Origin of the sequence: Pseudolysinimonas kribbensis, assembly GCF_030161895.1 — a bacterium.
Lineage (GTDB): Bacteria > Actinomycetota > Actinomycetes > Actinomycetales > Microbacteriaceae > Pseudolysinimonas > Pseudolysinimonas kribbensis.
On record NZ_BSVB01000001.1, the window covers coordinates 1,211,298 to 1,224,586 of the forward strand.

The 13,289-nt window shown below is 71.6% G+C and carries 13 protein-coding genes and 2 pseudogenes; 4 read left to right on the forward strand and 11 right to left on the reverse strand.

What is annotated here, in order from left to right; all coding sequences use genetic code 11:
* The first annotated feature begins 123 nt into the window (after window positions 1–123).
* Window positions 124–1,431, forward strand: a complete 1,308-nt coding sequence (locus QQK35_RS06715; RefSeq protein ID WP_425564955.1) for an aspartate aminotransferase family protein — start codon at window positions 124–126, stop codon at window positions 1,429–1,431.
* 17 nt (window positions 1,432–1,448) lie between these two features.
* A pseudogene (locus QQK35_RS06720) lies at window positions 1,449–2,965 on the forward strand (CoA-acylating methylmalonate-semialdehyde dehydrogenase).
* An 87-nt stretch (window positions 2,966–3,052) separates the two neighbouring features.
* Here the strand turns inward: QQK35_RS06720 and QQK35_RS06725 are convergent.
* From QQK35_RS06725 to qcrB, 5 genes and pseudogenes are all read right to left on the reverse strand, one after another.
* Window positions 3,053–4,734 (reverse strand): annotated as a pseudogene (locus tag QQK35_RS06725) (gamma-glutamyltransferase family protein); the annotation flags it as partial.
* Entirely contained in the window at window positions 4,731–5,504 is a 774-nt protein-coding gene (locus QQK35_RS06730) for a COG4705 family protein (protein ID WP_284253474.1), read from the reverse strand. The gene QQK35_RS06730 and the pseudogene QQK35_RS06725, both read right to left, overlap by 4 nt.
* A gap of 76 nt (window positions 5,505–5,580) precedes the next feature.
* A complete protein-coding gene (locus tag QQK35_RS06735) occupies window positions 5,581–6,165 on the reverse strand; it encodes an anthranilate synthase component II (protein ID WP_284253475.1) in 585 nt (194 codons plus the stop codon).
* Window positions 6,162–7,652 (reverse strand): anthranilate synthase component I family protein, encoded by a 1,491-nt coding sequence (locus tag QQK35_RS06740; RefSeq protein ID WP_284253476.1) that lies wholly within the window; start codon window positions 7,650–7,652, stop codon window positions 6,162–6,164. The genes QQK35_RS06735 and QQK35_RS06740 overlap by 4 nt, the downstream gene beginning before the upstream one ends.
* A gap of 80 nt (window positions 7,653–7,732) precedes the next feature.
* Window positions 7,733–9,337 (reverse strand): cytochrome bc1 complex cytochrome b subunit, encoded by a 1,605-nt coding sequence (gene qcrB, locus QQK35_RS06745; protein ID WP_284253477.1) that lies wholly within the window; start codon window positions 9,335–9,337, stop codon window positions 7,733–7,735.
* 100 nt (window positions 9,338–9,437) lie between these two features.
* Between qcrB and QQK35_RS06750 the strand changes: the two genes are divergently transcribed.
* On the forward strand, window positions 9,438–9,680 hold the full coding sequence (locus QQK35_RS06750; RefSeq protein WP_284253478.1) for a hypothetical protein: 243 nt from the start codon (window positions 9,438–9,440) through the stop codon (window positions 9,678–9,680).
* A gap of 112 nt (window positions 9,681–9,792) precedes the next feature.
* Here QQK35_RS06750 and QQK35_RS06755 read toward each other — a convergent pair whose 3' ends face one another.
* From QQK35_RS06755 to QQK35_RS06775, 5 genes are all read right to left on the reverse strand, one after another.
* Window positions 9,793–9,918, reverse strand: a complete 126-nt coding sequence (locus QQK35_RS06755) for a hypothetical protein (RefSeq protein WP_284253479.1) — start codon at window positions 9,916–9,918, stop codon at window positions 9,793–9,795.
* 195 nt (window positions 9,919–10,113) lie between these two features.
* Window positions 10,114–10,887: an ABC transporter permease gene (locus QQK35_RS06760; protein WP_284253480.1), complete on the reverse strand. Its 774-nt coding sequence runs from the start codon at window positions 10,885–10,887 to the stop codon at window positions 10,114–10,116.
* Window positions 10,884–11,657, reverse strand: coding sequence for an ABC transporter ATP-binding protein (locus QQK35_RS06765; protein WP_284253481.1), 774 nt, complete (start codon window positions 11,655–11,657; stop codon window positions 10,884–10,886). The genes QQK35_RS06760 and QQK35_RS06765 overlap by 4 nt, the downstream gene beginning before the upstream one ends.
* The gene (locus tag QQK35_RS06770; RefSeq protein ID WP_284253482.1) at window positions 11,654–12,022 is read right to left on the reverse strand and encodes a DUF1048 domain-containing protein; all 369 of its coding nucleotides are present in this window, start codon (window positions 12,020–12,022) and stop codon (window positions 11,654–11,656) included. Before QQK35_RS06770 ends, QQK35_RS06765 begins: the two co-directional genes overlap by 4 nt.
* Window positions 12,023–12,024: 2 nt before the next feature.
* Window positions 12,025–12,366, reverse strand: a complete 342-nt coding sequence (locus tag QQK35_RS06775) for a PadR family transcriptional regulator (RefSeq protein WP_284253483.1) — start codon at window positions 12,364–12,366, stop codon at window positions 12,025–12,027.
* 188 nt (window positions 12,367–12,554) lie between these two features.
* Between QQK35_RS06775 and QQK35_RS06780 the strand changes: the two genes are divergently transcribed.
* Window positions 12,555–12,875, forward strand: a complete 321-nt coding sequence (locus tag QQK35_RS06780; RefSeq protein WP_284253484.1) for a hypothetical protein — start codon at window positions 12,555–12,557, stop codon at window positions 12,873–12,875.
* A 37-nt stretch (window positions 12,876–12,912) separates the two neighbouring features.
* Here QQK35_RS06780 and QQK35_RS06785 read toward each other — a convergent pair whose 3' ends face one another.
* Window positions 12,913–13,248, reverse strand: coding sequence for a DUF7882 family protein (locus QQK35_RS06785; protein WP_284253486.1), 336 nt, complete (start codon window positions 13,246–13,248; stop codon window positions 12,913–12,915).
* Window positions 13,249–13,289 lie beyond the last annotated feature (41 nt).

Consider the following 13,289-nt stretch of genomic DNA (forward strand, 5'->3'; position numbering starts at 1 on the left):
GGCACCCCTTTGCCAGTTCGTCGAGGATTATGCCCACGTTAGCCAGATCGGCATACCGGCGCAGCCGACCGGCGGAGGATGATCGAAGCGCGACGACGCCCCGAGGAGGCACCCGTGACCGACGTGATCCGCGACGTGAGCACCAACGCCGAGGTGAAGGCGCTCGACCGCGCGCACGTCTTCCACTCGTGGTCGGCGCAGGGCGCGCTCGACCCGATGGTCATCGCAGGCGGCCGCGGCTGCGAGGTCTGGGACTTCGACGGCAACCGCTGGCTCGACTTCTCCAGCCAGCTCGTCAACGTCAATATCGGGTACCAGCATCCGGCGGTGGTGGCGGGCATCAAGGAGCAGGCCGACCTCCTGACCACGATCGGCCCGTCGACCGCCAACGCGACCCGCTCGGAGGCGGCCCGCCGCATCCTGCAGCACGCGCCCGCCGGCTTCTCGAAGATCTTCTTCACCAACGGCGGCGCCGACGCCAACGAGAACGCGATGCGCATGGCGCGGCTGTTCACCGGCCGCGACAAGATCGTGTCGCACTACCGCAGCTACCACGGCAACACGGGCGCCGCGATCGTCGCGACCGGCGACTGGCGCCGGATGCCGAACGAGTACGCGCGCGGCCACGTGCACGTCTTCGGGCCCTACCTCTACCGCTCCGAGTTCTGGGCGACGACGCCCCAGGAGGAGTCGGCGCGCGCGCTGCACCATCTCGAGCGGGTCATCCAGGCGGAGGGCGCCGACACCATCGCCGGCATCCTGCTCGAGACCGTGCCCGGCACCGCGGGCATCCTGGTGCCGCCGCCCGGCTACCTCGCGGGCGTGCGCGAGCTGGCCGACCGGTACGGGATCGTGCTGATCCTCGACGAGGTCATGGCGGGCTTCGGCCGCACCGGGCACTGGCTCGCGCTCGACCACGACGGCGTGGTGCCCGACCTCATCACCTTCGCCAAGGGCGTCAACTCGGGGTACGTGCCGGTCGGCGGCGTCATGATCTCCGACCCGATCGCGCACCACTTCGACGAGCGCGTGTTCCCGGGCGGGCTCACCTACTCGGGGCATCCGCTCGCGGCCGCCAGCATCCTCGCCACGCTCGACGCGATGGAGGACGAGGGGATCGTCGACCACGCCGCGCAGATCGGGCGCGATCATCTCGGCCCGGGTCTCGCGACGTTGCAGCGCACGCACGACGTGATCGGCGAGGTCCGCGGCCTCGGCGCGTTCTGGGCGGTCGAGCTCGTCGCCGACCGCGCGACGCGGGCGCCGCTGCCGGCACCCGATATGGGGCGCCTCAAGAAGGCGCTGCTCGACGGCGGGCTCCTGCCGTTCGTCCAGGACAACCGGCTGCACATCGTGCCGCCGCTCGTCATCACTCCCGCCGAGGTCGACCGCGGCCTCGGCATCATCGACACCGCGCTCGGCGCGCTCTGACCGCTCCGGAGGAGACCATGACCGACACCCTTTCCCGCACGAGCACGGCATCCGTCGACCACTGGATCGACGGGGCCCCGCACCCTCGACCTCGGGTCGCACCGCCCCCGTCTACGACCCCGCGCTCGGCGCCGTGACCAAGCAGGTCGCGCTCGCCTCCGAGGAGGAGGTCGACGCGGCCGTGCTCTCGGCCGCCGCGGCGTTCCCGGGATGGCGCGACACGTCGATCGCGAAGCGGCAGGCCGTCATCTTCCGCTTCCGCGAGCTGCTCAACGAGCGCCGGGACGAGCTGGCCGAGATCATCACCTCGGAGCACGGCAAGGTGCTCTCCGACGCGGCCGGCGAGATCGCCCGCGGGCTCGAGATCGTCGAGCTGGCCTGCGGGTTCCCGCAGTTCCTCAAGGGCGAGCACTCCGAGAACGTGTCGACCAACGTCGACGTGTACTCGATCAAGCAGCCGCTCGGCGTCGTGGGCATCATCTCGCCCTTCAACTTCCCCGCGATGGTGCCGATGTGGTTCTTCCCCGTCGCGATCGCGGCCGGCAACACGGTCGTGCTGAAGCCCAGCGAGAAGGATCCGTCGGCGGCCAACTGGATCGCGGCGCTCTGGACCGAGGCCGGCCTGCCCGACGGCGTCTTCAACGTCGTGCACGGCGACAAGGTCGCGGTCGACGCGCTGCTGAACCATCCGGAGGTGCGTTCGATCTCGTTCGTGGGGTCGACGCCGATCGCGCAGTACATCTACGAGACCGCGGCGAAGACCGGCAAGCGCGTGCAGGCCCTCGGCGGCGCCAAGAACCACATGCTGGTGCTGCCGGATGCCGACCTCGACCTGGTCGCGGACTCCGCGGTCAACGCGGGCTTCGGCTCCGCGGGCGAGCGGTGCATGGCGGTGTCGGTCGTCGTCGCCGTCGACCCCGTCGCCGACGCCCTCATCGCGAAGGTCAGGGAGCGGATGGCGGGGCTGCGCGTCGGCGACGGTCGCAGGAACCCCGACATGGGGCCGCTCGTCACGGGCGAGCACCGCGACAAGGTCGCCGGCTACATCGACCTCGCGCTCGAGGACGGCGCCGACGTCGTCGTCGACGGCCGGGGCGTGGAGGCCGACGGCGCGCAGGACGGGTTCTGGCTCGGCCCCACGCTCATCGACAACGTGCCCACCTCATCCCGGGTCTACAGCGACGAGATCTTCGGACCGGTGCTGTCGGTCGTGCGCGTCGCCACCTTCGAGGAGGGCGTGGAGCTCATCAACACCGGTCGGTTCGGCAACGGCACCGCGATCTTCACGAACGACGGCGGCGCCGCGAGGCGCTTCCAGAACGAGATCCAGGTCGGCATGATCGGCATCAACGTGCCGATCCCCGTGCCGGTCGGCTACTTCAGCTTCGGCGGATGGAAGCAGTCGCTGTTCGGCGCGAGCAAGGCATACGGCCCGGCCGGCTTCGACTTCTTCACCCAGGAGAAGGCGATCACCCAACGCTGGCTCGACCCCTCCCACGGCGGCATCAACCTCGGCTTCCCCCAGAACGGATAGCGGGCGCGAGACGGCTCAGCGGCCGGCCGCGTAGCCCTGCGACCCACGGGGGTTCGCCGCGGCGAAGTACCCGCCCTCGGGGTGCGCGCCCACGGCCGACATGCGCCCGAGCGACCAGTCGCCCTCGCGCGTGACCACGTGGCCGCGGGCCTCGAGGTCGGCGATGACGTCGTCGCCGAGGCGATCCTCCACGGCGAGCCCGGCCGGGGTCCAGGTGCGCGGCTCGAACGAGCCGACGTGCGCGGTCGAGTGCGCACCGGGACCGTCGATCGCGGCCTGCGCGGGCCAGCCGCCGACGAGCCGGCGCAGCAGGTAGGTGAGCTGCCACTCGTCCTGCTGGTCGCCCCCGGCGTGCCGAGCGCCTCCACCGCGCGGCTCTCGCGCAGCAGGAGCGTGGGGCTCAGCGTCGTGCGGGGACGCATCCCCGGTCGCAGCGCCGTCGGCGACGCCGGGTCGAGCCAGGCCATCTGCAACCGGGTGCCGAGTGCGAAGCCGATTTCCGGCACCGTCGGCGACGACTGCAGCCAGCCGCCCGACGGCGTGACCGACACGATGTTGCCCCAGCGGTCGATCACGTCGAGGTGGCAGGTGTCGCCGCGCGGGGCGCCCTTGGACCGCAGGTCGACCGTGGGTTCCCCGGTGCCCGGCGGCCTGCCCGCGAGCTCGCCCTCCGTGCTGAGCGGCGGCATCCACGGGGTGCGCCCTTGCGGGCTGCCCGGCCGGTAGTCGCGTGCGGCCCGCTCGCCGATGAGCGCTCGGCGCTCGGCGAGGTAGCCGGGATCGAACAGGCCCCGGATGTCGCACCCGTCGCCGAACCACGCGTCGCGGTCCGCCATCGCGAGGGCCTCGACCTCGGCGATCGTGTGCACCCCGAGCGCCGTCGACGGGTCGAGCCGCTCATCGGGCAGGCCGTCGAGCATCGCGAGCATGAGCAGCTGCACGGGGCCCTGCGACCACGGGCCGGCCTTCGCGACCGTCGTGCCGCGGAACTGGTACGTCATCGCGGTGCCGGCGACCTCGGGCAGGAACGCGCGCAGGTCGTCGGCGGTGAGCACGCCGCGGTGCTCCCGGCCGTCGACCGGATGCCACGTCGGCTCGCCCGCGAATGCCCCGATCGCGTCGGCCACCTCGCCGTGCCAGTAGCCGAGCCCGTCGGCGGCGAGGCCCTCGAGCACGCGCGCGTACTCGGGATTGCGGGCGATCGAGTCCGGGGCCGGCGGCGCGCCCTCGACCAGCCAGCGCCGCGCCGACGTGGGCCAGTGCTCGACGAAGACCTCGCGCATCCGGCCGATCGTGGCCGCCACCCGGCCGAGCACCGGATGGCCGTCGCGGGCGTACCCGAGCGCGAAGGCGAGCAGGTCGCCCAGCTCCCAGGTGCCGTGCCGCTCGTGCAGGGCCAGCCAGGCGGCCACCGCACCGGGCACGGCGGGCGCGAGCACGCCCGCCCCGGGGACGCCGCCGAGTCCCTCGGCGCGGTAGTGCTCGATCGTCGCGGCGGCGGGCGCGGGGCCCTGCCCCTCGAGCACGCGCGGGGTCGGGTCGCCGGCCGTCGCGTAGAGGCCGACCAGGTCACCGCCCGCGCCGTTCAGGTGCGGCTCGACGACGTGCAGCACGAACCCGGCCGCGATCGCCGCGTCGAACGCCGTGCCGCCGCGCTCCAGCACGGCCTGCGCGCTGGCCGTCGCGAGCCAGTGCGTCGTCGCGGCCATGCCGAACGTGCCGTGCAGCTCGGGCCGGGTGGTGAACGGGGAAGGCGGCGTGAACGTCATCCCTCGCCACGATACGGCGCGGCGGGCACCGGCATCGCGCGCCCCCGGCGCTGGAGAAGGGCCACCCCGGCGACGATCAGCGCCGCGCCCACGGCGCCGACCGGCAGCGGACCGAACCCGAGGCCGGCGGCATCCGGCGGCATGCCGAGCCAGTCGGCGAACGAGGCGCCGAGCGGCCGGGTGAGCACGTACGCCCACCAGAACGCGAGGGTGGCCGGAGCGCGCAGGAGGAAGGCGATCCCGGGCATCGCGAACAGAGCCACGAACAGCACGCCCGATCCGAGCCAGCCCAGCCCGAAGCTCGTCGCGGTGAGGTCGCCGAGCGCCGTGCCGAGCGCGAAGGTGACGAGCACGGTGACCCAGTAGAAGAGCTCGCGCCGGCCCGTCGTGATCGAGTGGATCGACACGGTACCCTCGGCGAGCCGCCACGCGATCAGCACGACCGCGAGCGCGATGGCGAACGCGCCCGTCGAGATCGGGTAGGGCACCCCGACGACGATGTGCGTCGCATCGGCCACCATCGTGCCGAACACCGCGACGAGGCTCACGAAGAGCCAGTACCGCCACGGCACGTACCGCCGGGCGGTGATCTGGATCGCGAAGCAGGCCGCGAAGACCACGCCCGCGATCAGCACCACCGGCACGGGGTCGAACGTCTTCACGAAGAAATCGGAGATCGCCTCCCCCGCCCCGGTGCTCAGGAGCTTGATGACCCAGAACAGGACGGTCGGCTGCGGCACGCGGACGGCGTCGTCGTTCGTTCGCGGCACTGACCCATGCTCCCGGGCGATCCGGGAGTCCGCCCCGGCCGACCGGGGATCTGCGCGGCGCCGGCTGAAGAGGTTCTCAGTCGACCGGCGCGGGCACCGTGGCGATGAAGGAGCGGAACAGCGCGAGGCCCGCCTCGGTCAGCACCGACTCCGGGTGGAACTGCACGCCCTCGATCGGCAGCGACGTGTGCCGCAGCCCCATGACGGCGCCGTCGTTGGCGGCGCGGGCCGAGACCTCGAGCTCGCTCGGCAGCGACCCCTCCACGACGGCGAGCGAGTGATAGCGGGTGGCCGGGAACGACGCGACGCGACCGGTGAACACGCCGCGGGCGTCGTGCTCGATCGCGCTGGTCTTGCCGTGCATCGGGCGGGCCGCACGATCCACGATGCCGCCGAACGCGACGGCGATGGCCTGATGGCCGAGGCAGACGCCGAGCACGGGCTTCACCCCCGCGAGCGCCTGGACGAGCTCGACGTGGCCGGAGTCCTCCGGGGTTCCGGGCCCCGGCCCCAGCAGCACGAAGTCGTGCGCGCCGTCGCGCACCTGCTCGGGTGTCAGCTCGCCGCTGCGCACGACCTCCGTCTCGACGCCGGCGACCTCGAGGTACTGGTAGATGATGTGCGCGAAGCTGTCGAACGCGTCGACGAGCAGAGCCCTCACAGCAGGTCCCTCCCGGTCGTCGCGCGCGCCGGGGCGCCCATCTTGGCGAGGGTCTCGTTCCACTCCGACTGCGGCGACGAGTCGATCACGACACCCGCCGAGGCGCGCAGCGAGTACCCGTCGGGACCGGCGACGACCGTGCGGATGCTGAGGGCGAGATTGGCGAACCCGCCGACGCCGACGAGGCCGAAGACCCCCGCATAGAACCCGCGACGCGAGTTCTCGAGCTCCTCGATGATCTGGATCGCGCGGATCTTGGGCGCGCCCGTCATCGTGCCGGCGGGGAACGTCGCGCACACGACGTCCCAGACGTCGCGCCCGGACCGCAGCGTCGCCGACACCGTGCTCACGAGATGGAAGACGTGCGAGTAGGTCTCGACCGTCATCAGCTGGTCGACGGTCACCGATCCGGTCACCGCGACGCGGCCGAGATCGTTGCGGCACAGGTCGACGAGCATGACGTGCTCGGCGGCCTCCTTGTCGTCGGCGAGCAGCCACTCGCGGTTGCGCGCGTTCTGCTCCTCGTCGGCGCCGCGGCGCGCCGTGCCGGCGATCGGGCGCATGAGCAGCTCGTCACCGGAGACGCGCACGTGCAGCTCCGGACTGGCGCTCAGCACCGCGTATTCCCCGACCGGAATGAAGGCCATGTACGGCGAGGGGTTGTCGCGCCGCATCCGGGCGTAGACCGCCAGGTCGTCGCGCGCGCCGCGCACCCGGATCTCGTGACCGAGCTGCACCTGGTAGATGTCGCCGGCACGGATGTGCTCGAGCGCGACCTCGGCCATCTCGAGGTACTCGGCTTCACCGAGCGAGTCGGAGACGTCGGTGCCGGGCGCCGCGGGATCGGCGGGCAGCACGACCGGCGCAGCCGCCGCATCGCGCAGCGCGTCGGCGACCTCGTCGTAGCGCGAGCCCCAGAGCGGGGACTCGGTCGCGATGACCGTCGCCGTCGCGTGGACGAGGTCGAACGAGACGGTGCTCGCGTAGGCGGTGAGCACGACGTCGGGCAGATCGTCACTGCCCGGATGCTCGAACCGGAGGTTCTCGATCTCCGCGGCGACCTCGTAGCCGAGCACGACGCTGAAGCCGAAGTCGAAACGATCGGAGGCGGCGTCCTCGAGCGCGAAGGCGGCCTCGCAGGTGCGGGCGACATCCCACACCGTGACCCCGGCGCCGATCGGCAGCGCGTCGCCCTCCTCGCCGACCAGCCCGGCCGCGACGAGCCGCTCGCGCACGTGGGCGGAGATCGCGGCGTCGCCGTCGAGCTCCACGCGACGATCCCGCACCGAGATCTCGACGAGGCGCCCGACCTGGATGAGCGCGGCCCGGTTGTCGATGTCCGGCCCGCCGAGCGACTCGAACAGTGCGACCTCGCGCTCGCCGAAGCGCGAACGCAACGCGACGAAGGTGGCGAACGGATCGTCGACGGCGATCCGCTCCTCGCGCAGCCCCACCCGGACCGGCAGCGCGGTCGAGGTCCCGGACATGCCCGCCTCCCGTCGGCTCGCGCGTGGTCGCTGGTTCGTCTTCCAGCGTAGGGGTCGGCGGCGCGCGGTTTCGCGCCCGGTCAGGCGGCCGAGAGCTCCTCCACGCGTTCGTCCTGCTCGATCGCTGCGAGCTCGTCGCGGGTCGGCGGCGCGAGGCGGTCCTGGAAGAGCACGTGCACGAGCGCCGCGCGCAGCCGGAGCGACGGATGCAGCCGGCCGCGCCGATCCGGACGCACCGGCACGTCGGGCGCCGGCTCGACCGCGAGGAGCCGGAAGCGCTCGTAGCGATCGACGCTGCGGTGCAGCTCGACGTAGCGGCCGCCCGGCATCCGCACGATCCGTCCCGTCTCGAAGCCGTGCAGCGCGACCTCGCGGTCGCGCTTCTGCAGGGCGATGCAGATCCGCTCCGCCAGCACGAAGCCGACCACCGGTCCCGCCAGGAGAAGCACCTGGAAGAGATGCACCACGGTCTCGAGACTCATGCCGAACCGCACGGCGACGATGTCGGCGCTCGCCGCGCCCCACAGGGCGCCGTAGAAGGCCATGCCGGCGACGCCGATCCCGGTGCGGACGGGCGTGCTGCGCGGCCGCTCCAGCAGGCGGTGCTCGCGGCGATCGCCCACCGCCCACAGCTCGAGGAACGGGTACACGGCGAGCAGCAGCAGGAACAGCCCGACCACCGCGAGCGGCACGAGCACGGCGAGACTGACGGTGTAGCCGCCGACCTCGAACTCCCACCCGGGCGGCACCAGCCGCAGGGCACCGTCGAGGAAGCCGGTGTACCAGTCCGGCTGGCTGCCGGCCGAGGCGTCGCTCGGCGACGACGGGCCGTAGACCCAGATCGGCGCGATCGTGAACGTGGCGCCGACCAGCACGAGCACGGCCGCGACCGCCGCGCCGAGAGCCGCCGCGCGAGCCGCCCCCGTCGGCAGGATCGGCACGCCCACCACGACGTCGTCGCTGCGGCCCGGGCCGGCGAACTGCGTCGGACCGTGCCGCCACGCCATCCGGGCCCGCACGACGACCAGCGCGAGCAGCGCCGCCGAGGCGACGAGGTGGATCGGGTAGAGGTGCTCGATGATCGTGCCCGGGAATCCGCCGCCGAACAGCACCGACGAGGCCCAGGCGCCGAGCACCGGGATCGCGACGACGATCCCCTGCACGATGCGCAGGCCGGTGCCGGCCAGCAGGTCGTCGGGCAGCCCGTACCCCGACCATCCGGCCGCAAGCGTCACGACGAAGACCAGGACGAGCACCAGCCATGCCCACTGCCGCGGACGGCGGAACCCGCCCGTGAAGAACGTCGCGAGCAGCTGGGCGGTGACGGCGACGGGCAGCAGCAGGGCCGACCAGTGATGCACTTGCCGCAGCAGCAGCCCGCCCGGCGTGCCGAGCGACAGGTCGAGCACCGAGCGGTACGCGGTGGACATCGTGGCGCCGTCGAGCGGGGCGTATGCCCCGTGATACGTCACGAGCTGCGAACTCGGCACGTAGAAGAACATGAGCACGATGCCGCTGATGAACACGGTCGCGAGACTCGCCCCGGTGACCACGCCGAACAGGCTGGACCAGTGCGTCGGCACGACCCGTTCCTTCAGTTCGCTCACGACGTCCGCGGCGCGGCGTCCCGCCCGGGTGCGGCCGATCGCGGTCTCGAGCCGCCCGGTGATCGAAATCCCTCTCACACCAAGGAAGACGACGCAGCCCGGCGGAATGTGACATCCGGCACCTGCTGATCCGCCGTGACCCATGGGCGCGGGCCCCGGCAGGCCCTAACGTTCGCCCATGAGCGATGAGATCTTCACCGTGACGGCGACGATCACCGTCCGGGTCGGCGACGCCCAGGCCGTGCACGACCTCGCCGCCGCCGCGGGTGTGCGCGAGGGCGACGAGCGGGCGGAGTTGGAGGGCGCCGTCGCGGCGGGCCTCGCCGAGCTGCCGGCGCTCGTCACCCAGTACGGGTTCGAGGTGCTCGGCAGCGAGGCGCACGTCACGCAGACGGCGGCGCCGGTGGCCGAGGTGCCCTAGGAGCCCAGCAGGAAGCGGAGCCCGAGCAGGGCGACGCCGATCGCGAGGAGCGCGAAGACCGAGGTCACGACGATCAGGATCACGTCGCCACCCGCACCGCGCGTGGTCCTCCTCATCTCGCCAGCACCGTGCTCGCGACCGCTGCGGCCGCCGCCAGGTACCCGATGGTGATGATCGCGACCTCGCGGCGCCGGCTCAGCGGTACGTCGCGCCGGGTGCGTTGCGGGTCGGTGCTCACCTCTGTCGCCCCTTGTTCATGACGGATCCTCCTTGGCTGTCCCCCGTCACGTCGACGTTATGTCGGCACGATGAGGCGGCCCTCATCCACCGGGGATGAGGGCCGCTTCGGGTGCGGCAGGGGGCCGGTACCGGCCCTCCCCGCCCCGTGATCCCGGCAAGCTGGACGTCGCCTGCGGGTTGGAGAGTCCCGGGCTCAGGAGATCCTGCGGCGGTAGACCACCATCGCGATCGCGTAGGCCGCCACCAGCACGCCGACCGTCCACGCCATGGCGACCCCGATGTCCGGACCCACCGGCGCGCCGGCGAACAGGGCCCGGATGGTGTTCACGATCGAGGTGACTGGCTGGTACTCGGCGAACACCCGCACCGGCCCCGGCATCGACGACGTCGGCACGAACGCCGAGCTGATGAACGGCAGGAAGATCAGCGGGTAGGAGAACGCGCTCGCGCCGTCGACCGACTTCGCCGTGAGACCCGGGATGACGGCGAGCCAGGTCAGCGCGAGCGTGAACAGCACGACGATGCCCAGCACGGCGAGCCACTCGAGCACGCCGGCGCCCGAGCGGAACCCCATCAGGAGCGCAACCCCGACCACCAGGACGAGCGAGACCAGGATCGACACGACCGAGGTGACGACGTGCGCCCAGAGCACCGAGGACCGCGCGATCGGCATCGACTGGAACCGTTCGAAGATGCCGCCCTGCAGGTCGAGGAACAGCCGGTAGGCCGTGTACGAGATCCCCGATGCGATCGTGATGAGCAGGATGCCCGGCAGCAGGTAGGTGACGTAGCTGCCCTGCCCGACGCCGGACCCGGTGTCGATCGCCCCGCCGAACACGTAGACGAACAGCAGCAGGAACGCGATCGGCATGATCGCCGTCGTGATGATGGTGTCCGGGCTGCGCAGGATGTGCGTGAGCGACCGGCCGGTGAGCGTCGCGGTGTCCCGCAGGAAGCGCGTGGTCATGTCTCCTGTCCTTCCTTCTCGTGCTTCTCCCCCGTGAGGGCGAAGAAGACCTCCTCGAGGGTGGGCTGCTTCTCGACGTACTCCTTCGTCGCCGCGGGCAGCAGGGCGCGCAGCTCGGCGAGGGTGCCGTTCACGATGGTCCGGCCGTGGTGCAGGATCGCGACCCGGTCGGCGAGCTGCTCGGCCTCGTCGAGGTACTGGGTGGTGAGCAGCACGGTCGTGCCGTGCTCGGCGAGCTTCTCGATCGTGGCCCAGACCTCGTTGCGCGCCTCGGGGTCGAGGCCCGTGGTCGGCTCGTCGAGGAAGATCACCGACGGGGCGCCGATGAGGCTCATCGCGATGTCGAGCCGGCGGCGCATGCCACCCGAGTAGGTCACCACCCTGCGCGAGGCCGCCTCGGTGAGCGCGAAGCGCTCGAGCAGCTCGTCGGCGATGCGGCCGGCTTCCGGCTGATGCCGCAGGCGCGCCACCAGCACGAGGTTCTCGCGCCCCGTCAGCTTGTCGTCGACGGCCGCGAACTGCCCGGTGAGGCTGATCGCGGCCCGCACCTGGTCGGGGTGGATCGCGACATCGTGACCGTCGACGACGGCGGAGCCCGCGTCGGCGCGCAGCAGGGTGGAGAGGATCCGGATCGCCGTCGTCTTGCCCGCGCCGTTCGAGCCGAGCAGAGCGAAGATGCTGCCCCGTTCGACCTCGAAGTCGACGCCGCGCAGAACGTGCAGGTCCTTGAACGACTTCTCGAGCCCGCGCACCTGGATGGCGGCGCTCATCCGTCCTGCTCCCCCGCGGCCTTGTCGATCGCCTCGTTCAGCTTCTGCTGGTGCTTGGCCAGCCAGCCGCCGTCGGAGTAGTTCGCGACGAATGCGTCGACGAACTCGACGGGATCGCTCCCGACGATGCTCCGGATGGGCGTGCCGTCCGCCGCCGCCCGCTCGAACAGGTCGGCGAGGTCGTTCACCATCGCGACGATCTGCGGTCCGCTCGTGATGCCGCCCGAGTACATGAGGTACTTCTCGATGCCCTCGACCGCGGTGCGGTAGCCGCCGGGCAGGGCCTTGACGCGCGCCTTGTACTCGCGCCACTTCTTCTTGTCGGACAAATCGCCGACGACGAGCTCGATGATGTTCCTGGTCATGGTCATTCCCCTTCGGTGATGGTGGTCGTGCGGAGCTGTTCGAGCCGCTCGGCGAGGAAGCTCCAGGTCCTCCAGAAGTCGCCGAGGTACGCGCGACCGGCGGCGTTGAGTGAGTACACCTTGCGCGGCGGGCCCTTCTCGGACGGCACCTTCTGCACGTCGACGAGGTCGCGCTGCTCGAGCCGCACGAGGAGCGCGTAGATCGTGCCCTCCGCGATGTCGGCGAACCCCTGCTCGCGCAGCCACGCCGTGATCTCGTACCCGTAGGCGGCACGACTGGCGAGGATGGCGAGCACGATCCCCTCGAGCGTGCCCTTGAGCATCTCGGTCTCCTGCTTGCCCATGGACCCTCTCTCTCCACTGCGGAACCTCGCTGCTACTCAGCAGCGCTGGTATTCAGCGACGCTGAGTACCAGTACATAGTAGCGCTGAATAGCGCGCCCGCAAGAGGGTCCGCGGCGCGGCGCTGCCCGAACCCTCATTCCTCCTGGGAGAGCACGGCCTCGGGCGCAGAATCCCCCATCGTGGAGCGATGCGGCGAGTGCGATACGCGGGTGGGACGTTCGTGACGGGAGATCGCGAGGCCGGGGCGCTGATGCGCTACGCGGCCGCACTGGCCAACGTCGACCGCGCGGCGGGCCTGCGGGTTCCGGGGCTCGACGACGAGGGCCGCGTCGACGACTACGAACTGCTGGTGGGACCGGCCAGCCAGCTCCTCGTCGAGCCGGCGGACCACCTCGGCGAGCTTCCCGACCCGACCGAGCTGCTCGCCGAGATCGAGCGGCGCATCGACGGACTGCAGTGGCGACCGCCGGCCGAGAGCGACCTGCTCGACCTCGACCTCGACCTCTGATATCGGGTCGGACGGCGCGAGGTCGGCCGACGCCGGATCAGCTGACCGGGGTCACCTTGGCGGCCGGCTTCGGATTGTGGGCATGGTCGGCGAGGTTCATCCCCGCGGTCGAGTTGGCGCGCTGGGTCATCTGCTCGAGCAGCTCGCGGTCGAGTTCGACCTGCCGCGACCCGTTGAACTCGAACGCCAGCTCGAGCGACTCGTTGATCCAGATCGAGCGACGCCCGCTCCCCTCGCGCACCGGCTCCAGCCAGGTGATCGGGAACGGCTCCCGGCGGCGCAGCTTGGCGAACACCACCGCCTGCACGTGGGCGAGGAGCCGATCCTCGATCTCGATGTGCATCCCGCGTGCCCCGTAGATAAGACGTCCCATGGCACTGAGCGTGCCCTGCCGAGCGGCGCGCATCAAGAGCA

Coding starts and splice junctions, on each gene's coding strand:
- QQK35_RS06740 (WP_284253476.1), bottom strand. CDS start 7,652: ATGTCCGGGACCTCGACCGCGCTGCCGGTCCGGGTGGGGCTGCGCGAG.
- QQK35_RS06760 (WP_284253480.1), bottom strand. CDS start 10,887: ATGACCACGCGCTTCCTGCGGGACACCGCGACGCTCACCGGCCGGTCG.
- QQK35_RS06785 (WP_284253486.1), bottom strand. CDS start 13,248: ATGGGACGTCTTATCTACGGGGCACGCGGGATGCACATCGAGATCGAG.
- QQK35_RS06750 (WP_284253478.1), top strand. CDS start 9,438: ATGAGCGATGAGATCTTCACCGTGACGGCGACGATCACCGTCCGGGTC.
- QQK35_RS06770 (WP_284253482.1), bottom strand. CDS start 12,022: ATGACCAGGAACATCATCGAGCTCGTCGTCGGCGATTTGTCCGACAAG.
- QQK35_RS06780 (WP_284253484.1), top strand. CDS start 12,555: ATGCGGCGAGTGCGATACGCGGGTGGGACGTTCGTGACGGGAGATCGC.
- QQK35_RS06765 (WP_284253481.1), bottom strand. CDS start 11,657: ATGAGCGCCGCCATCCAGGTGCGCGGGCTCGAGAAGTCGTTCAAGGAC.
- QQK35_RS06775 (WP_284253483.1), bottom strand. CDS start 12,366: ATGGGCAAGCAGGAGACCGAGATGCTCAAGGGCACGCTCGAGGGGATC.